General features: G+C 66.4%; 19 protein-coding genes. 15 read left to right on the top strand and 4 right to left on the bottom strand.

Annotation, left to right across the window (positions count from 1 at the left end; genetic code table 11):
• Positions 1-20 precede the first annotated feature (20 nt).
• From ACFWFP_RS21270 to ACFWFP_RS21260, 3 genes are all read right to left on the bottom strand, one after another.
• On the bottom strand, positions 21-644 hold the full coding sequence (locus tag ACFWFP_RS21270; RefSeq protein ID WP_379297552.1) for a DUF305 domain-containing protein: 624 nt from the start codon (positions 642-644) through the stop codon (positions 21-23).
• Positions 641-2,164, bottom strand: a complete 1,524-nt coding sequence (locus ACFWFP_RS21265) for an LVIVD repeat-containing protein (RefSeq protein WP_379297550.1) — start codon at positions 2,162-2,164, stop codon at positions 641-643. The genes ACFWFP_RS21270 and ACFWFP_RS21265 overlap by 4 nt, the downstream gene beginning before the upstream one ends.
• A 146-nt stretch (positions 2,165-2,310) precedes the next feature.
• Positions 2,311-2,913 carry a TetR/AcrR family transcriptional regulator gene (locus ACFWFP_RS21260; RefSeq protein ID WP_379297548.1) on the bottom strand — a complete coding sequence of 201 codons (603 nt, stop codon included), beginning with the start codon at positions 2,911-2,913 and terminating at the stop codon, positions 2,311-2,313.
• A 377-nt stretch (positions 2,914-3,290) separates the two neighbouring features.
• Between ACFWFP_RS21260 and ACFWFP_RS21255 the strand changes: the two genes are divergently transcribed.
• Genes ACFWFP_RS21255 through ACFWFP_RS21215 form a run of 9 tightly spaced genes read left to right on the top strand, consistent with a single transcriptional unit; the run spans position 3,291 to position 11,610 of the window.
• Positions 3,291-4,082, top strand: a complete 792-nt coding sequence (locus tag ACFWFP_RS21255) for an SDR family NAD(P)-dependent oxidoreductase (protein WP_379297546.1) — start codon at positions 3,291-3,293, stop codon at positions 4,080-4,082.
• Positions 4,079-4,666, top strand: a complete 588-nt coding sequence (locus ACFWFP_RS21250; protein WP_379297544.1) for a carboxymuconolactone decarboxylase family protein — start codon at positions 4,079-4,081, stop codon at positions 4,664-4,666. Before ACFWFP_RS21255 ends, ACFWFP_RS21250 begins: the two co-directional genes overlap by 4 nt.
• Positions 4,663-5,970, top strand: coding sequence for an aromatic ring-hydroxylating dioxygenase subunit alpha (locus ACFWFP_RS21245; protein WP_379297542.1), 1,308 nt, complete (start codon positions 4,663-4,665; stop codon positions 5,968-5,970). Before ACFWFP_RS21250 ends, ACFWFP_RS21245 begins: the two co-directional genes overlap by 4 nt.
• Positions 5,967-6,302, top strand: a complete 336-nt coding sequence (locus tag ACFWFP_RS21240; protein WP_379297540.1) for a hypothetical protein — start codon at positions 5,967-5,969, stop codon at positions 6,300-6,302. The genes ACFWFP_RS21245 and ACFWFP_RS21240 overlap by 4 nt, the downstream gene beginning before the upstream one ends.
• A 20-nt stretch (positions 6,303-6,322) precedes the next feature.
• Positions 6,323-7,162, top strand: a complete 840-nt coding sequence (locus ACFWFP_RS21235; RefSeq protein ID WP_379297538.1) for a TauD/TfdA dioxygenase family protein — start codon at positions 6,323-6,325, stop codon at positions 7,160-7,162.
• 33 nt (positions 7,163-7,195) lie between these two features.
• On the top strand, positions 7,196-8,467 hold the full coding sequence (locus ACFWFP_RS21230; protein ID WP_379297536.1) for an aromatic ring-hydroxylating dioxygenase subunit alpha: 1,272 nt from the start codon (positions 7,196-7,198) through the stop codon (positions 8,465-8,467).
• Positions 8,464-8,799 (top strand): hypothetical protein, encoded by a 336-nt coding sequence (locus ACFWFP_RS21225; protein WP_379297534.1) that lies wholly within the window; start codon positions 8,464-8,466, stop codon positions 8,797-8,799. The genes ACFWFP_RS21230 and ACFWFP_RS21225 overlap by 4 nt, the downstream gene beginning before the upstream one ends.
• A complete protein-coding gene (locus tag ACFWFP_RS21220; protein ID WP_379297532.1) occupies positions 8,796-10,040 on the top strand; it encodes an amidohydrolase family protein in 1,245 nt (414 codons plus the stop codon). Before ACFWFP_RS21225 ends, ACFWFP_RS21220 begins: the two co-directional genes overlap by 4 nt.
• Before the next feature lie 55 nt (positions 10,041-10,095).
• The gene (locus tag ACFWFP_RS21215; protein ID WP_379297531.1) at positions 10,096-11,610 is read left to right on the top strand and encodes an aldehyde dehydrogenase; all 1,515 of its coding nucleotides are present in this window, start codon (positions 10,096-10,098) and stop codon (positions 11,608-11,610) included.
• Positions 11,611-11,633: 23 nt separating this feature from the next.
• On the opposite strand, the gene ACFWFP_RS21210 is transcribed toward ACFWFP_RS21215, so the two are convergent.
• Positions 11,634-12,236: a TetR/AcrR family transcriptional regulator gene (locus ACFWFP_RS21210; protein ID WP_379297529.1), complete on the bottom strand. Its 603-nt coding sequence runs from the start codon at positions 12,234-12,236 to the stop codon at positions 11,634-11,636.
• 253 nt (positions 12,237-12,489) lie between these two features.
• Between ACFWFP_RS21210 and ACFWFP_RS21205 the strand changes: the two genes are divergently transcribed.
• From ACFWFP_RS21205 to ACFWFP_RS21180, 6 genes are read left to right on the top strand one after another with little or no spacing between them, the layout of a single operon-like run.
• Complete coding sequence (locus ACFWFP_RS21205) at positions 12,490-13,614, top strand: spirocyclase AveC family protein (RefSeq protein WP_379297527.1); 1,125 nt, start codon at positions 12,490-12,492, stop codon at positions 13,612-13,614.
• Between the two features lies 1 nt (position 13,615).
• On the top strand, positions 13,616-14,431 hold the full coding sequence (locus ACFWFP_RS21200) for a CbbQ/NirQ/NorQ/GpvN family protein (protein ID WP_379297525.1): 816 nt from the start codon (positions 13,616-13,618) through the stop codon (positions 14,429-14,431).
• On the top strand, positions 14,428-16,122 hold the full coding sequence (locus ACFWFP_RS21195; RefSeq protein ID WP_379297523.1) for a nitric oxide reductase activation protein NorD: 1,695 nt from the start codon (positions 14,428-14,430) through the stop codon (positions 16,120-16,122). Before ACFWFP_RS21200 ends, ACFWFP_RS21195 begins: the two co-directional genes overlap by 4 nt.
• Before the next feature lie 31 nt (positions 16,123-16,153).
• Complete coding sequence (locus ACFWFP_RS21190) at positions 16,154-16,993, top strand: MlaE family ABC transporter permease (protein ID WP_379297521.1); 840 nt, start codon at positions 16,154-16,156, stop codon at positions 16,991-16,993.
• Positions 16,993-17,847: an ABC transporter permease gene (locus ACFWFP_RS21185; RefSeq protein WP_379297519.1), complete on the top strand. Its 855-nt coding sequence runs from the start codon at positions 16,993-16,995 to the stop codon at positions 17,845-17,847. The genes ACFWFP_RS21190 and ACFWFP_RS21185 overlap by 1 nt, the downstream gene beginning before the upstream one ends.
• Before the next feature lie 4 nt (positions 17,848-17,851).
• Positions 17,852-19,099, top strand: a complete 1,248-nt coding sequence (locus tag ACFWFP_RS21180) for an MlaD family protein (protein ID WP_379297518.1) — start codon at positions 17,852-17,854, stop codon at positions 19,097-19,099.

The raw sequence follows: 19,099 nt of genomic DNA, 5'->3' as shown, positions 1-19,099 counted from the left end.
TGTCGTTGTCCGGGCACGGGTCAGTCCCCGCGCCGGTTCAGTAGGAGGGACATCAGCCCGATTTCCTGCCCCTGGGTGCGCACCATCTCGCGGGCCGAGCGGTCGACCTCGCCGCCGGTGAGCAGGGCATCGGCAGCGGCGGCCATCTCGACCCCACCGGCGTGATGGCGCCGCATCAGCCGCAGGAAAACGATCTCGGCCTGGGTTCCGCGCGCGACGGAGAGCTCGTCGAGTTCGGCGGCCGAGGCAGACCCCGGCATCGTCCGGTCCGTCTCGGTGCCCGAATGCCGGTGTGTCTGTTCGGCATCCGGCATCCACGCCATCCGGCGCGGATTGACGACGGGTGCGCCGGCCAAGCGGAGCCAGCCGAGCAGCATTCCCAGTTCGGTGCGCTGGCTGTCGGCGATCTGCCGGGCCAGACCGACGACGAGCGGATCAGCGTCGGCGTCGAGCCGCTGGGTGAGCACCAGCGCTTGGCCGTGGTGGGCCACCATGTCCTGCACGAAACCGATCTCGATCTCGTTCAGAACCGCCGGGGCGGTGGCGCCGGCGGGCAGCACGGGCCGCAGCGCCGCACCCATCGCGAGCAGCAGCAGGGCGAGCGCACCGAACGCGGCGAAGCGGAATCCGCTGCGCCTGATCATGATCCGGTGGTCGAGTTCTGGTCGGACGGCGGGGAGTAGACCTGGGGTGACAGCTCCAGCGCCATGAATCCGTTGTCGGCGCAGGTGGTCCAGAGCTGGTTTCCGCGCCATTCCGGCGGCGAGAAGCACCAGTCGGTGGACAGGTCACCGGAGGCCGCCATACCGGTCCGTGGGCTCAGTGCCTGCGCGGGATCGAATTCGCCCCCCAGGATCGCCTGCGCGACCGAGGGTGCCGCCAGGATCGGCAGGCCGATGATCGAGGAGAGCGCATGCGGCGAGTTCGACAGCGCCTGGTTCTCGCCCGTCCGGGCGGGCGGGTTGAAATAGCCGATCTCGGTGACGTTTCCGGGGTCACGCACATCGAAGACGCGGATTCCCGACGAAGTCCAGCCGCACGCCAAGGCCGTGGGATCGGCGGGCCGGTCGGCGGCGCAGTAGTGCGCGTCGTAGGAGAACAGCGAGCCGCCCGCAGCCGAGGCGAGCATCGAGTCCTGGTGTTCGGGCAGGTTGATCTCGAGCTTGATCGAGCGAACGATCCGTGGATGACGCTCGTCGGAGACATCGATGAGTTTGACCCCACCGGATCCGGCTTCGTCGACGGCGAACACGTGGGGTACTCCCCCGTAGGTCACCGGAACGGCGTGCTGTGTCGCCCAGCCGTCCGTCCACGTCAGATCGGCGAGCTCGGGAACCTGCGGCGCGAGGTCGCGCCGCTGGACCGCGCTGATGTCGAGGATCTTCATCCCGCCGAAATTGTTCGCCAGGTAGAGGCGGTTGCCGTCGGGCGAGATGCCGACCCCGTGCATGGACAGGCCGGGCAACCCCTGCCATACCACCCGCGGATTCGCCGGGTCGGTCAGGTCCACCGCGCTGAGCAGGCCCGGCGCGGTGCCCGAACTCCAGTAGGTGCGGCCGTCCGGGGAGAAGCCGCCCTCATGAGCGATGATCGGCAGCGGTTGGGACAGATCGGTTCCGGCACCCGGATTCAGCAGGCGTGGATGCGCGCAGTCGCTGATGTCGTAGACCGAGAGCAGGCCCGCTCCGGTCAGGAACGGGACACCCGCACCGACCAGGAGTTTGCGAGTCTTGTTGACTTTCAAGCTCTCCCAGGTTCCCGCCTGCATCGCGGGCTCGGTCAGCGTCGCGGTGTGCACGGGTGCGGCCGGGTCCCGCACGTCGAGGACCCGCACGCCGCTGTCCGGTCCGAGATGGTGGCCGGGAAAGAGCGTGCCGATGTAGGCGCAGTGCTCGAAAGTCACCGAGGTGATGCCACCGCCCTGTCCGCTCGCGGCACCGAGTAGCCGCATGTTGCACCGGAACCCGTCCCGAGAACGACCGCTGTCGCGGTCGGCGGCGGAAACATCGCCCTGGAGGCCGGGTTCGGGAGCCGAACCGGGCAGACAGTCGATGCGGGTCGCGGACGGCGCGGAATGCGCGGTCACCGCACCGATCGAGGCCAGCAACGCGGCGACGAGTATCAGTCCGGCGCGCCGATGCGCACGGGCAGAAAAAGTGATCATGAGTGCTGTCGTCGCCCCGATCAGAGGCGCCTTTCTCGAGTAGTAACCGTGTTACTGGTCGCAGACGGTACCACTCGAGGGCGGCGGTGAACCCGAATCCGGCAAATCAGTACGGCCCACCCGACACACCTTCACCACCTGCAGGTTCACGACCGCACCCGGTCGCGCCGCTCCCCCTCGACCTCACGCAGGAACGACTCGATGAGATCAACGACCTCCGCGTGGCCGGTATCGACGTCGAAGGCCTCCTCCATCCGCAGGAAGCGGGAGATACTCGACATCAGCAACACCAGGGCGCCGGGCGTGTAGCCGGCCGCGCTCGCGCCGTAGCCGGCGAGGATCTGCGCCACGGCGTCGAGTTGCAGCGAGCGGAATCGCCGCGAGGAATCGGCGATCTCGGCCCGGATCGCCTTCCGGTGGTTTGCCAGCGCGACGAATTCCATGGTCAGTGCGGTGTGCGACTGGTCGTGAATGGAGTCCCACAGCGCCCAGAGCGGCTGGGCCGATTCCAGCGCCCGTAGCTGACGTTCGTAGCTGCGGTCGGCTCCTCGCCGGAACAGTTCGACGAACAAGTTGTCCATGTTGCCGAAGTAGTAGTAGACGAGCGCGGGGTTCACCCCGGCCCTGGTGCCGAGGCGCCGGGAACTGACGGCGGCGTAGCCCTCCTCCAGCATGATGTGCTCGGCCGCGTCCAGCAGCGCGGAGCGGGACGTGGAGTTCTCGGCGTCAGAGCTGTGCTCGGGCTTCACATGCAGACCTGTCTGTCGTGCGACAGGCGCTGTGGCCGGTCGCGTGGATCGCGGTTCATGGTCAGACAGCGCCCAGCGGTGTTGGGGTTCACCAGTTTACGGCCGTGCGGGGCCGCGATCGGTGACAAGGCCGGTTCACGAATCCGACTCTTGACAGTGGTGAGCGCCGTCACGTATATCTTAATCACTCGCTCAAATTGAGCACTCGATTAATAAAGGAACAGGCCTTCTCGGCCATTCCGGCAGCCCACCGACGGCTGGTCCATCGCGACCCACCCCATCCCTGGAGGATGTGCCTCCCCCGCGCCGACCACGGCGCCATCGCGCACCGGGATTCGGCGACGGCCCACCTTGCCGACGAGCAGAGGAACACGGATATGAGCAACACAGCCACAACGGCCTCGGCGGCGGTAGGCGGCCGGTCACCAGCTCGGGTTGCGGTGGTCACCGGCGGCGCCTCCGGTATGGGACTGTCGATCTGCGTGGCGTTCGCCGCTGCCGGACATCGGGTCGCGGTCCTCGACGTGGACGGCGCGGCCGCGCAGCGAGTCGCCGAACAGTTGCGCGCCACCGGCGCGACGGCGATGGCCTGCGCGGTCGATGTCACCGATCGCGACGCGGCCCGGGAGGCGATCGGCAAGGTCCGGGTCGAATTCGGGGCGATCGAAATCCTCGTCACCAGTGCGGGTTCCGTCGATTTCGCGCCGTTCACCGACATCACGCCACAGGCCTGGAACCGCGTTGTCGACGTGAACCTGAACGGGGTGTTCCACTGCGCGCAAGCCGTTGTGCCGGACATGGTCGCGGCCGGATGGGGTCGTATCGTGACGATCTCGTCGTCGAGCGCGCAGCGCGGCTCGCCGGGCATGGTGCACTACACCGCGTCCAAAGGCGCTGTCCTCGCGATGACCAAGGCCTTGGCGCGCGAATACGCCGCCGCCGGTGTCACGGTCAATACTATTCCGCCCTCGGGCATCGATACGCCCATGTCGCGCCAGTCGCAGGCGGCGGGCCATCTGCCCGCCAGTGCCGTGATGGCCGCGGCGATCCCGGTCGGGCACTTGGGAACCGGCGAGGACATCGCCGCCGCGTGCGTCTTCCTGTGTTCGGAGCAAGCCGGCTACATCACCGGGCAGGTCCTCGGCGTGAACGGCGGGTCGGTGATATGAGCCTGTCCGCCGCTGCTCGACTGATGCCCCTGCCGGTCCGGGAGTGGGACGAGAAGACGCGCGCGATGTTGCGCGGACACGTGCAATCGGCCGATCGGTACCTCTCCGGAGCACCCGATGCCCCGGCGATGCCGGGTGTCCTCGGCGTGCTGGCCCACCACCCCGAACTGGCCGGTGCGTGGCTGGCCTACAACGGCCTGCTGATCGAGCGTCCCACCGTCGACCCGCGTGACCGCGAGCTGGTGATCCTGCGGGTCGCCTGGCGCAGCGAGTCGGATTACGAATGGACACAGCATGTTCGGATCGCCATGTCGCTCGGCGTCGACGCTGAGCAGATCGAGGCGGTGCGCTACGGACCGCAGGCGCCGGTGTGGTCGCCGGTGCAACGTGCACTGCTGGCGATGACCGACCAACTGCTGGATCGACATCGCGTCGACGACGCCACCTGGGCCCAGCTCGAACTCCATTTCGACAATCGGCAGCTGATCGAGCTGCTGTTCCTCGCCGGCTCCTATCTGTGTCTGGCGATGGTGTTCAACAGCGTTGCCCTGCAACCGGACCCCGAACAGGAGGAGCGATCATGAGCAAAGTCGCCGACGAACCGGCCGCGCCCCATCAATGGCCGAGACCGCCCGAAGGCACCTGGACCCAGCACTATCCCGAGCTCGGAACGTCGATGATGTCGTTCGAGGATTCGGTGTCGCCCGAGTTCTTCGAACTCGAGCGCGAGGCCATTTTCAAGCGCGCCTGGCTCAATGTGGGTCGGGTGGAACAGGTACCGAAGACCGGAAGTTACTTCACCAAAGAACTCGATGTGGCGCGGTCGTCGATCATCGTGGTGCGTGATCACGACGGTTCGGTCAAGGCCTTCCACAATGTGTGCCGCCATCGCGGCAACAAGCTCGTCTGGAACGAATTTCCCCAAGACGAAACCTCGGGAATGTGCCGCCAGTTCACCTGCAAATACCACGGCTGGCGCTACGGCCTCGACGGCGCGCTGAACTTCGTCCAGCAGGAGAACGAGTTCTTCGACCTCGACAAATCACAGCTCGGCCTGAGTCCGGTGCACTGCGACGTGTGGGCCGGCTTCATCTTCGTCAACCTCGACGCCACGCCGCGCCAGACCCTGCGGGAATTCCTCGGCCCGATGATCACCGATCTGGATGGCTACCCGTTCGACAAGATGACCGAATGGTACGAATTCAGCGCCGACAACCAGAGCAACTGGAAGTTGTTCGCCGACGCGTTCCAGGAGTACTACCACGTGCCCGGGCTGCACTCGCAGCAGGTTCCCAGCGCGGTGCGCACCCCGGGCAAGGGTTTCGAGTGCGCGCATTTCCAGGTCGACGGCCCACACCGGATGGTCTCCACCGGCGGCGCGCGACGCTGGACGATGCCGCCGGAGTTCATGTATCCGATCGAACGAGTGACCCGTAGCGGCCTGGTCGGCCCGTGGGAGTCGCCGGAGTTGGGAGAGCTGCCCAAGGGCTTGAACCCTGGCCGAATCGAGCCGTGGGGCATCGACAACTTCCAGATCTTCCCCAATATCGAGATCCTCATCTACCGCGGCTGGTATCTGCTCTACCGCTATTGGCCGACCTCCTACCACTCCCACCGGTTCGAGGGAATGTTGTGCTTCCAGCCCGCGCGCACAGTCCGCGAACGGGTCGAGCACGAGGTCGCCTCGGTCGTCTTCAAGGAGTTCGCGCTCCAGGACGCGGGCATGCTCACCGGCACCCAGACCGCGCTGGAATCGGCGTATCGCACCGCCGGCCTGACCCAATTCCCGGTCAATGATCAGGAAATCCTGGTGCGCCACTTCCACAAGGCCGTCGCCGACTGGGTCGACGTGTACCGGCACGAGCTCGCCGGGGTCGATGCGCGATGACATCGACCATGCTGCCGCCCGCCTTCGCCGACCTCGAACGGTTCGCCGTCAACTGGTGCCTGCAGACCGAAGCCGAGCGCTACGCCCGCCGCCTGGCCAGCCCCATGCAGGAATTGATCGACTTCTACGACGCGTGCTTCCCGCGCGTCGAGGACGCCCTGTCCTACTGCGACAAGTTCTCGCTCGAGGAATTGCCCGAGGACGCGATACACCTGCTGCACCTGGTGTATTCGCTGGTCATGGTCGCGATGGCCGTCGAGATCTTCCAACAACCCAAGCCCGTCGACAGCGCCGACGCCGAACTCGCGCGCGTCAGCGCTCCCTGGCCGTAGGACACGAAGGAACTTCCATCATGACGATTACCATCGAGAAACTCGGCCAGGCCGTCGGAGCCGAGGTCATCGGCGTCCGGCGCGAGCAATTGCTCGACGACAGCAGCGTCGCCGCGACCGTGATGTCGGCCCTCGAGGAGAACGGAGTGCTGGTCTTCCGGGACCTGCATCTGGATCCCGAAACCCAGGTGGCGTTCTGCCGCACGCTCGGACAGGTGGACACCTCACCCGGGCACCATCCGGTGGAGGGCATCTATCGGGTCAGCCTCGACACCACCAAGAATTCGTCGGCGAGCTACCTGCGCGCGACCTTCGACTGGCATATCGACGGCTGCACGCCCGAAGACGACGCGTACCCGCAGATGGCGACCGTGCTCACCGCCAAGGCCGTCGCCGCCACCGGCGGAGAGACCGAATTCGCCAGCACCTACCGGGCTTTCGACGACCTGAGCGCCGCGGAACAAGATTCTCTGCGTTCCTTGCGCGTGGTGCATTCGCTCGAGGCGTCGCAGCGCGGGGTGAACGCGGACCCGACGACCGAACAACTGGTGGCATGGCGCCGACGTCCGATCAAGGAACACCCGCTGATCTGGACGCACAAAACGGGACGGCGCTCACTGGTTCTCGGCGCGTCGACCGATCACGTCGTCGGGATGCCCGCCGACGAGAGCCGGGCCCTGCTCGACGGTCTGCTGAGCCGCTGCACCGCACCCGATCGCGTCTACCGCCACACCTGGGCGGTCGGGGACACGGTGATCTGGGACAACCGCGGTGTCATCCACCGTGCCGCGCCCTACCCGTCGGGTTCCGCGCGAGAGATGTTGCGCACCACGGTGCTCGGTGAAGAACCGATCGAATAGCCCACCGAATACCGCTTTTTTCAGGAGTACATCATGGCTCGTTGGCCCAAACCCGCAGAGGGTAGCTGGACCCAGCACTACCCCGAACTCGGCACCGCGCCGATGTCCTACGAGGACTCGATCTCGCCGGAGTTCTTCGAACTCGAGCGCGACGCGATCTTCAAACGCGCCTGGCTCAATGTCGGTCGCATCGAACAGCTGCCACGCACCGGCAGCTATTTCACCAAGGAGATCCACGCCGCGCACTCCTCGATCATCCTGGTCCGCGATCGCGACGGCAGCGTCAACGCCTTCCACAACATCTGCCGGCATCGCGGAAACAAGCTGGTGTGGAACGAGTTTCCCCGCGAGGAGACCTCCGGCACCTGCCGCCAGTTCACCTGCAAATACCACGGTTGGCGTTACGGTCTCGACGGCGCGCTGAACTTCGTGCAGCAGGAGAGCGAGTTCTTCGACCTGGACAAGGACAACCTCGGGCTCGCGCGCGTGCACTGCGAGGTCTGGTCGGGATTCATCTTCGTCAATCTCGCCGCGCAACCACGTCAGACACTGCGCGAGTTCTTGGGCCCGATGGTGACCGGTCTCGAGGGATACCCGTTCGACGCGCTGACCGAACGCTATTCCTACCGGGCAGAGGTCGGCGCCAATTGGAAGCTCTACCTGGACGCGTTCCAGGAGTTCTACCACGCGCCGATTCTGCACGGAAAGCAGACGCCCGACAATTTCTCCGTGGCCGCCCAGCAGGCGGGATTCGAAGCACCGCACTACCAGCTCGACGGACCGCACCGGCTGGTCAGCACCTCCGGTGTGGTGACCTGGGAACTCGACGCGTCGATGCGTAAACCGATGGAGGACATCACCCGCAGTGGCCTGTTCGGCCCCTGGGACGTGCCCGATCTCGGTGCGATGCCGGCCGGGCTCAACCCCGCGGGCTGTGACCCATGGGGGCTGGATTCGTTCCAGCTGTGGCCGAATTTCACCATTCTCATCTGGTCCGGCGGCTGGTATCTCACCTACCAGTACTGGCCGACCTCACACAACACTCACATTTTCGAGGGCAACCTGTACTTCACGCCCGCCCGTACCCCCCGCGATCGCGTCGCCCGCGAAATGGCGGCGGTCACCTTCAAAGAATATGGGCTGCAGGACTCTTCGACGCTGGAAGCGACCCAGCTCATGCTCGAGTCGCGCGCGGTGACGACATTCCAGCTCAACGACCAGGAGATCCTGCTCCGGCACCTGCACAAGGTCGCCGCGGACTGGGTCGGCGACTATCAACGCGAGCGTACGGAGGCCGAGCGGTGAGCGCGCAGCTACTGCCGATCGAATTCGCAGATCTCGAGCAGTTCGCCGAGAAATGGTGTCTGGCTGACGAAACCGAACGCTACGACCAGCGCTTGAGTTCCACGATGCCCGACATGCAGCGGTTCTACGACGCGATCGCCGCACGGGCCGAGGACGCGCTCACCTACTGCGACAAGTTCTCGATAGACGACATGCCCGAGGACGCCAAAAACCTGATGTACCTGCTGTATTCGATGATTCAGGTGTCGTTTCCCATCGAGGTGTGGCGACAGCCCCGCATCCCGGACACCGGGTCGGCATCGCTGACCTGCGTGATCGAGCCCGCCCTGTGAGCGGCCGGTCCATCGTGCTGCGGGCCGCTGCCTGGGTCGAGGTCGAGACCGGGCAGCGGCACACGCCGGCGGTGATCGTCGTGGACGGCAACCGGATCACCGCGATCAACCCGGTCGAGGTGCCCGCCGACGCGCAGGTCATCGATCTCGGCGCGCTCACGCTGCTGCCCGGATTGATGGACATGGAGGTCAACCTGCTCATCGGCGGGCCCGACAATCCCTCGGGATTGCCCAACCCGATGCACGGTGTGCAGGACGATCCGGTCTATCGGACACTGCGGGCCTCGGTGAACGCCCGCGTCACCCTGCACGCCGGCTTCACCACCGTCCGCAACCTCGGCCTGATGGTGAAGACCGGCGGCTATCTGCTCGATGTGGATCTGCACCGCGCGATCGAACAGGGCTGGCTCGAAGGCCCACGCATCGTCGCGGCCGGACACGCCATCACCCCGACCGGCGGTCACCTCGATCCGACGATGTTTCAGCGTCTGGCCCCACACATCATGCCGATCACCGTGGAGGAGGGCCGCGCCAACGGCGTGCCGCAGGTCCGCGAGTCCGTGCGCTACCAGATCAAATACGGCGCCGAGGTCATCAAGATCTCCGCATCGGGTGGGGTGATGTCGCACGGCACCGTCGCCGGAGCTCAGCAGTACTCCGACGAGGAACTGGCCGCGATCGTCGACGAAGCGCATCGGGCGGGAGTGCACGTGGCCGCGCACGCCCACGGCGACGCGGGCATCCGCGCCTGCCTGCGCGCCGGGGTCGACTGCATCGAGCACGGTTCCCTCGCCGAGGACGACACCATCGCGCTGATGGTCGAGCAGGGCACCTTCCTGGTGCCCACGAGCTACCTCTCCGAAGGGCTCGATGTCTCCAAAGCCGCACCCGCGCTCCAGAAGAAGGCCGCCGAAGTCTTCCCACGGGCGCGCGAAACCTTGCGCAAGGCCATCCGCGCCGGCGTCAAGATCGCCTGCGGCACCGACGCGCCCGCGGTTCCGCACGGCCACAACGCCAAAGAACTGTGGGCACTGGTCGACCGCGGCATGACGCCCGCGCAGGCACTGCGCGCGGCGACGATCACCAGCGCCGAACTGATCGGCGTCGACGACCGAGGGCGGCTGGCACCCGGGCTGCTGGCCGACATCATCGCCGTACCCGGGGACCCCACCGCCGACATCACGACCATCGAGGACGTGCGGTTCGTGATGAAAGACGGCCGGGTCCACAAGAAGCCCTGATCAGCGAAACCCGCTCGCCCGCAGTACGAATACGCGCATCAGATCCGAGGTAGCAATGTCGCCACGTCATCAGCTCTATATCGGCGGGCACTGGGTCGACCCAGCCACCGACGAGACGGTCGAGGTGATCTCACCGCACACCGAGCAGGTCATCGCCCGGGTCGCCGACCCGACGACCGCGGATGTCGATCGCGCGGTCACGGCCGCGCGCGCGGCATTCGACACCGGACCGTGGCCCCGCACGGACCCGCAGGAACGCGTGGCGATCATCCGCGAACTGGTGCGGTATTACCGCGCCCGCGAAGACGAACTCGCGCAGCTGATCACCACCGAAATGGGTGCGCCGATCACCTTCTCGCGCTCGGCGCACGCCAAGCTGCCCGGCATCATGATGAGCGCTTTCGCCGACATCGCCGCCGGCTACCGATGGCGCGACACCAGAGCCGGGTTCCTCGGCCGTGACGTGGTCGTCGGCCACGAACCAGTCGGGGTCGTAGCCGCGATCATTCCCTGGAACATGCCGATGTTCCTGATGGTGGGCAAGCTGATTCCCGCACTGCTCGCTGGATGCACGGTGGTGCTCAAACCGTCGCCGGAGACGGCCCTCGACGCGCATCACATGGCCGAACTGCTCGATCAGGTCGGGTTGCCACCCGGGGTGGTCAGCATCCTGCCCGCCGGACGGGAAGTCGGCCGGCACCTGGTCGCGCACTCGGGCGTGGACAAGGTCTCGTTCACCGGATCCACCGGGGCCGGTCGGCAAGTCGCCGAGGTCTGCGGCGCGGCGCTGCGCAAGGTCAGCCTCGAACTCGGCGGCAAATCAGCCGCGGTGGTGCTCGACGACGCCGATCCCTATGCCGTGGCCACCGGCATGACGGTGGCCGGGCTGATGAACAGCGGCCAAGCCTGCGTCGCCCAGACCCGAGTCCTGGTCCCCCAGCACCGCCGAGACGACTTCGTCGACGCGTTGGTGAGTGTGATCGAAAACCTCACCGTCGGTGACCCGTTCGATCCAGCGACCCGAATCGGTCCGATGGTCTCGCACCGTCAACAGCAGCGCGTGCGGGACTACATCGACCTGGGTCAGCGCGAAGGTGCCCGCCTGCTCGTCGGCGGCAGCGACCTGCCCGAGGGCATCGAGCGCGGCTGGTACGTCCGGCCCACCCTGTTCGCCGACGTGGACAACTCCATGCGGATCGCGCAGGAGGAGATCTTCGGTCCCGTCCTGAGCGTGATCGCCTACGCCGACGACGAACACGCCCTGCACCTGGCCAACGACAGCGAGTACGGGCTATCGGGCTCGGTGTGGTCCCCCGATATCGAGCGCGCCACGGCGATCGCCCAGCGGGTGCGCGCGGGCACCATCGGCATCAACGAGCCCTACAGCATGGATCCCGTGGCGCCCTTCGGTGGCGTCAAGAACAGCGGCATCGGCCGCGAGTTCGGCGCCGAGGGCCTCGAGGGCTACCTCGACACCGTGTCGCTGTCGACGCGTCCCGCGGCGAATTCCGCTCTGCCGCAGGCGACTATCCACGCGACGGTGCCATCGAGCGGAATCCGCGGCACATGAGCGGCCGGGGCCGGGAATTTCGATCAGGGCAGCTTGATCGCCGACATGTACATCTCGAGGATCGGCCCGTAGAGGTCGACGCTGTCCAACTCGGTGCCGAGCACGACGGAGGGCGTCGTGTGGATGAGCACCCGCGCCATCGTCATCGGCGGAATCAGCGAGGTCGCTCCCAACCGGTCGAGATTCTCGATGATGAACTGCCCCAGGGCTTCCACTGTCTCTTCCCGCCGGGCGGCGACCCGTTCCCTGACCTCGGGGTTGCGCAGCAGATACAGGGTGAATTCCATCCCCAGCGCGGCGTGCTCGGTGCCGCGGTCGGCGCCGAGCCGGCGCCACAGCTCGCCGACTCGGTCCAGCTCTTCGGCTCCCACCTTCGACGCCGCCGCCAAAACCTCGGTGAAGGTGTCGAAGTAGCGCTGCATGTAGCGATCGTTCACGCCGAGGAACAGTTCTTCCTTGGTGGCGAAGTGCTTGTAGATCGCGCCCTTGGTGTAGCCGGCGGCATGCGCGATGTCATCGAGTGTGGCCGCCGCGAAGCCCTTTTCGGCAAATACTTCTTCGGCGGCCTCCAAGAGCAGCCCCCTGGTGCGCTCGAGTCTCCGATCTCTGGTCCACCGCTCAGCCATGTCAGCGATTATGGCACGAATCCAAGAAACTCCTCAGTATCTGAGATTCTCGGTGGTATATTTCTGGTTGTACGGATACTTCAGGAGCGTGATCGATGACTCCCCCATCGACTTCCACGGCCATCGCCGATTCCATTCCGAATTTCGAGCGCATAGACGCACATCGGACCACCACAATTCATCGAGGAGGTGCGCTGTGAGCGGACCGTCGGAGCCGAAAAAGGGAACCACCGTCACCGAGCCACTCAGCAACGTGGCCACCCTCGGCGCAAAAGTTCAGCCGACCAGCAAAGCCGTCAAGATCTGGGCCACACTCGGTGGGCTGATCCTCGCCTTGCAGATATATGTGTGGCTTCGCTGGATTACCGGCCCCAATTTCGAACGTGTGCCCACCGGACCGAGCGATCCGCCGACCTTCATGAAGGTGATTCTCACCGTCTGGACGGCGGTGATCCTGCTCGGCCTGCCGATCGGCCTGTATTTCTTCATCATCCGGCCATGGCTGCGGGAACGGCGAATAACGCTCGACGGCATGCTGTTCGTGGCCTGCGGTCTGATGTTCTTCCAGGATCCCCTGCTGAACTACTTCAATACGTGGAGTACCTACAACACCTGGATGTTCAACCGGGGCTCGTGGGTGCAGGACGTGCCGGGCTGGCAATCCTATGGCGAACCGGGCGCCATGATGGCCGAACCGATTTTGATGAACGCACCGGGCTATTCGTACGGCGTCCTGCTGTGCACGATCCTCGGCTGCTGGGTGATGCGAAAGACCAAGCAGAGGTTCCCGAATATCAGCACCATGGGGCTGATCGGCGTGCTGCTCGTCTGGACATTCTTCTTCGATCTCGTCATCGAAGGTTTGTTCCTGATGCCGATGGGCCTTTTCACCTATCCCGGCGCACTCCAGGCATGGTCGATCAACGCCGGCACCTATTATCAGTGGCCACTGTACGAAGGGCTGATGTGGGGCGGTGTTCAGGCCGCCCTCTGCTCGCTGCGCTATTTCACCGACGACCGCGGCCGGACCGTCGTCGAACGTGGCTTGGACCAGATCCAGGGCGGATTCGTCCGACAGCAGTTCACGCGTTTTCTGGCGATCTTCGCGGCGGTCAGCACCTTCTTCTTCGTGGGCTACAACCTGCCCGCGCAGTTCTTCGCCCTGCACACCGATCCCTGGCCCGAGGACATCCAGAAGCGCTCGTACTTCAACATGGGTATCTGCGGTGAAGGCACCGACCGGCTCTGCCCGCATCCCGATCTGCCGGTCCCTTTCCGTAACAGCGGCTACATAGATTCGAACGGGAAACTCGTTCTGCCCGACGGTGCGGAATTGCCGAAGATCATTCCCTTCGCCGACACCGACAAAGGAAACTGACATGACCAGTCGATCCAGCGCTGTACTCGACGTTCCGCGGGCACCGTTCTATCGGGCAGTCGGCGACGAAGTCGAGGTCTTCCGGGCGGCGGCCGTCGGCGGCCTCCCGCTTTTGCTCAAGGGCCCCACGGGCTGCGGAAAGACCCGCTTCGTGGAAACCATGGCCGCAGAGCTCGGCCGCGACCTGATCACCGTCGCCGGACACGAGGATATGACCTCGGCGGATCTGGTCGGACGTTTCCTGCTCAAGGGCGGCGAAACGGTCTGGGTGGACGGGCCTTTGACGCGGGCGGTGCGGTCGGGCGCCATCTTCTATCTGGACGAGGTCGTGGAGGCGCGCCAGGACACCACCGTGGTGATCCACCCGCTCGCCGATCACCGCCGCGAACTTCCGGTCGACCGACTCGGCGTGACCTTGCCGGCGGCGCCCGGGTTTCAGCTGGTGATCTCCTACAACCCCGGCTATCAGAGCGTGCTGAAGAACCTCAAGGAGTCGACTCGGCAGCGCTTCGTCGCGATCGAACTCGGCTTCCCGCCCCCCGAGATCGAGCGCGAGGTGATCGCCCACGAAGCCGGGGTCGACGCCGAGACCGCGCGGTCACTGGTCGCGGTCGGCAGCGCCATCCGCAACCTGGACAACTCGCCGCTGCGCGAGGTGTCCTCCACCCGAATGCTGATCCTCGCCGGCGGCCTCGTCGCGGGCGGATTGCCCCTGCGTACCGCCGTGCAATCGGCTGTGGTGCAGGCGCTCTCGGATGACGCGGATATCGTCGCCGCCCTCGGCGAACTCGTCGACGCCGTCCTCGGCCGGCCATGACCGACAACGATCCGAACGGGCCCGAGCGGTTCAGGCTCCTGGCCACCCATCTCGCCGGCAGATCTGTGGGTATCGCAGAGCTGCCGGCGGGCGGGATCCCGTATACGAACGGCCGGATCGTGTTCGTGTCGGGCGGTGCGACCGATGCCGAGCAGCGGCGCGAAGTGCTCGTGCAGAGCGCGCTGCTCGGCGCCGGGAGCCTGGATCCGGCGTCGGTGCGGTCATTGCGCGGGCGTCCGACGGCGGCTCGCCGCTATCTGGCGCTCGAAGGCCGTCGCGTCCTCACCGAGCTCGCCCAACGGCTTCCGCTCGCCACCGAGGTCGGGCTCTGCGGCACGCCCACGACCACGACTGCCGCGGATTCCCTCGCGGCAGCCAAGGGGAAAACGCCCGTCGAGGAGCCACCCGCCTGGTTCGGTACCCTCAAACCCTCCCAGTTGGTGGCCTCGGATCCCGGCCCGGGCGGGCGAGCGAGCGACCGCGAGCTGCGCCTGGAATTCGACCTCAGCGAGGTCCCCGAGGCCGACGACGACATCGAGGACAGCGTCGAGAAGTCCGACGAGAGCAAGATTCTCAAACTCTTCGAGAATCCCCTCTTCAGCGGCAAGTCGGCGATGGAATTCCTGCGCAAGGCCATGGGCAGTTCACGTTCCGACGGTGACTCGCCCGGCGGCACCGAGGCACCGGTCAGCGCGATACGGCGAGCGCGGATGGTCGGGCCCAACGCCCGGCCGCTGCCCACCCGGATCACGTTCACCGACGCCGACAAGCCGGGCGCCGCCGCCGGAATCGGCGGCGCGCTCCATCCCGAGTGGGACGTGTTCAACAACCGGTACAAACCGGATTGGTGCCGAGTCGTCGATTTCCCGCTGACCGCTCCCACCGATATCGCGGCAGCGCGCGTGCCGGAAGACGATGTGCTGCGGCGGCGGCTGGCTCGGGTCGGGCTCGGCCCGAAGGTGCTGCGCGGGCGAACCGACGGGGACGAGCTCGATATCGAGGCGCTAATCGACCTGTTCGTCGATCTGCGTTCGGGCTACTCGCGGCCGGAGAACGTGTACCTCGAACACCGCAGGCTCGAACGCAATCTCGGCGTCATGATCCTGCTCGATGCCTCCGGATCGTCCACCGACGCCGATCTGGAAGGGCTGTCCGTGCACGAGCACCAGCGGCGCGCGGCCGCCACCCTGGCCGTGACGCTCGAAGAGCTCGGTGACCGCGTCGCGGTGTACGCCTTCCGCTCCGAGGGTCGCCACGCGGTGTACCTCCCGGCGATCAAGACCTTCGACCAGCGCTTCGGCGCTGTCGGTCGAGCCAGACTCAATCAGCTCGCGCCCTCGAACTACACCCGTCTCGGGGCAGGGATCCGGGGCGCGGGCGAAATTCTCAAACACGAAGCGGGAACACAGAATCGGCTCTTGGTGGTGCTGTCGGACGGCTGCCCCTATGACGACGGCTACGAAGGCCGCTACGCCGAGGCCGACGCCGCGAAGGCGCTGGAGGAACTGCGCGCCGAAGGCGTGGCGTGCCTGTGCCTGTCCATCGGCGCCACCACGCCCGCCGACGCCCTCGAACGCGTCTTCGGCTCCGTCGGTCATGCCGGCGCGGCCACCCTGAGCGAACTGAGCCCGCGCATGGACGAACTGTTCCTGGCCTCCCTTCGCGAACTCGCCGCGCCCACACCGGGCTGACGCGACATCGACATCGGAAAGAGAGTTCGCAGTGGAACCCAGCGCATCCGCGGTCACCGAGATCAAAGACTGGTCCAAGCAATACACCCGGCGCCACCCCGTCGCCGCGCTACAGACCGTCGGACGACAGGTCGAACTCGGCCGGGATGCCTTTCGCTACCTGGTCACCGATATCGCGGGGCGCCGCTTTCCGTTCGACGAATTCGTCGGGCAGGCGATGTTCATGGTGAAGACCTCCCTGCTGCCGACCGTGGCAGTGGCAGTGCCGATCAGCGCGACCCTGTCCATCCAATTCGGCTTGCTGGCAGGACAAGTCGGTGCGACGGCACTGGCCGGTGCCGCGAGCGGCCTGGCCGTGATCCGCCAGTCGGCGCCGCTGGTCACCGCGATTCTGCTGGCGGCGGCGGTGGGCTCGGCGCTGTGCGCCGATCTCGGGTCACGCAAGATCCGCGAGGAGATCGACGCCATGGAGGTGATGGGGGTCTCGGTGCTGCGCAGGCTCGTGGTGCCGCGGCTGGCCGCCGGGATCCTGATCGCGATGGCGCTCACCGCGGTCAGCTGTTTCGTCGGATTTCTCGCCGGCTACCTGTTCAATGTCTATGTCCAGGACGGTACGCCGGGCAGTTACATGGCGACCTTCTCCTCCTTCGCGACCTCGGGTGATCTGTATCTGGCGATGGTCAAGGCCGCGGTGTTCGGCGTGATCGTCGTCGTCATCGCGTGCGAGAAGGGCCTCAACACCCGGGGTGGGCCCGGCGGCGTGGCGAATTCGGTCAATGCCGCCGTGGTGGCGTCCATCGTGGTGCTGATGGTCGTCAATCTCGGATTCACCCAGATCTACACGATGCTGTTCCCGAGGACGACGCTGTAATGGCCAGCGTGTATCGCCCTCCCGGCGTGCGGGCCGTGCTCACCGTGGCGGCCGGGCCGTGGCACGGTGTCATCCGGTTCGGGCACATGTTCACGTTCTTCGTCCGCGCGGTGGTCTCGATACCGGTGGCGCTGCGCCACTACAGCCGCGAATCGCTGCGCATTCTCTCCGATGTGACCTGGGGCAATGGCTCGCTCATCGTCGGTGGCGGAACGGCGGGAGTGATGATCATCCTGGGCGCAGCCGCCGGCGGCATCGTCGGCATCGAGGGCTTCAACGCCTTGAAACTGCTCGGCATGGAGCCCGCGACCGGCATGATCGCCGCGACCGCGGCCACACGCGAACTCGCCCCGATCATGGCCTCGATCGCCTTCGCCGCGCAGGCGGGGTGCCGGTTCACCGCGCAGTTGGGCGCGATGCGGATCGCCGAGGAGATCGATGCCCTCGACGCGATCGCGATCCGACCGGTGCCCTTCCTGGTCTCGACGCGGTTGATCGCCTCGATCGTGGCGGTGATCCCCCTGTTCCTGGCCGCGCTGGCCGCGGACTACCTGGCGGTCGAACTGTTCGTCGGGCTCGTCGGCGGACAATCCTTCGGCACCTACGCCCACTATTTCGACCTGGTGCTCAGCGGTACCGACGTCGTGTACTCGCTGCTGAAGGCGATCGTGTTCGTCACCATCACCACCACGATCCAGTGCTACTTCGGCTACTACGCGCGCGGCGGGCCACAGGGGGTCGGCGTCGCGGCCGGGCGGGCGATGCGCGCCAGCATCACGGTGATGATCTCGGTGAATCTGTTGATGACGTTGGCGCTGTGGGGTTTCGACGCCGGCTCCAGGATCAGTGGGTAACGCGATGTCGATAGTGTTCGAGTCCGATGACAGGCATCTGAACAACACCAAGCTGTTCGTGCGCGGGATCGCCGCGCTGACCGTCGTCGCCGCCACCGTCGCGGCGATGGTCGCCCGATCCGAAGGCGCGTTCGCGCAGACGATCGAGGTCACCGCGATGCTGGTCGATGTGGGCGACGGGTTGCCGAAACGATCCGACGTCAAATATCGCGGCATCCTGGTCGGCACCGTGCAGGAGGTGGTCGCCGCGGACCGCGCCCACCCCAACAGGGTGCGCCTCGAGCTGATGCCCGAGCACGCGGCCACCATTCCGGCGACGGTGACAGCACGGGTCGTCCCGAGCAACGTGTTCGCGGTGCCCTCGATCCAGCTCATCGACAACGGGCCGGGCCCCGCGCTGCGCGCCGGAGCGTCGATACCGGAGGACCACAGCCGAGCCAGTGTGCAGCTGCAGACCTCGCTCACCGCGTTGAGCCGCATCGTCGACGCGGTAGGACGTCCCGACGCCGATCCCACCGTCGGGATCCTGGAAACCGTCGAACGCGCGACCCGCGGCCGCGGCGCGGACGCGCTGGCAGCGGGCACCCAGCTCGCGCGCATCGTGCGGGCCTACGACGCCGAACTCTCGGGCTCCTCCGACGACGCCGCGTTGCTCACCGGGCTCTCCGACGCGGTGCTCGGACTCCAGGAATCGGCTCCCGATCTGCTCGCCGCGCTCCACAGCGCGGTCACGCCGCTGCGCAGTGTCGCCGAGCAGCGAATCCGCCTGTCCGAGTTGCTCACCGGCGGTATCGCGACCACCACGACAGTCGGCACCGCGCTGAACAATCGAACCGACACTGTCATCGACCTCAATTCCAGACTGGGCCCGGTGCTGCAGCTACTCGCCGCGGGCAGCGGCAACTTCGTGCAGATGACGACCTCGCAGACCCGGATCGCGCAGGTCTTCGCGCGCGACTTCTGGCAACCCGCGACCCAGAGCGGCACCGCCAAGGTGATCGTCGAGCTCACCCCGCACAAGCAATACACCCGCACCGACTGCCCGCGGTACGGCGAACTGGCCGGTGCGAGCTGCGCGAACGGGCCCGCCGCGGGGCCACCGGTCATCGGGGCCGCCGACCAGTCGGTGAACACGCTCACGCAGCGCGACATTGTGGCCGAAAGCCTCGGTCTACCAAGGGAAGCCGCGAGCCTGGCCGAATTGCTCGGCCTGACGGTGCCCGCCCCACCACCCACCGGAGAACCACGGTGA

Source organism: Nocardia sp. NPDC060249, assembly GCF_042728755.1.
Lineage (GTDB): Bacteria > Actinomycetota > Actinomycetes > Mycobacteriales > Mycobacteriaceae > Nocardia.
The sequence above is the reverse complement of the archived record's forward strand: the minus strand, read 5'-3'. Positions and strand labels throughout refer to the sequence as shown.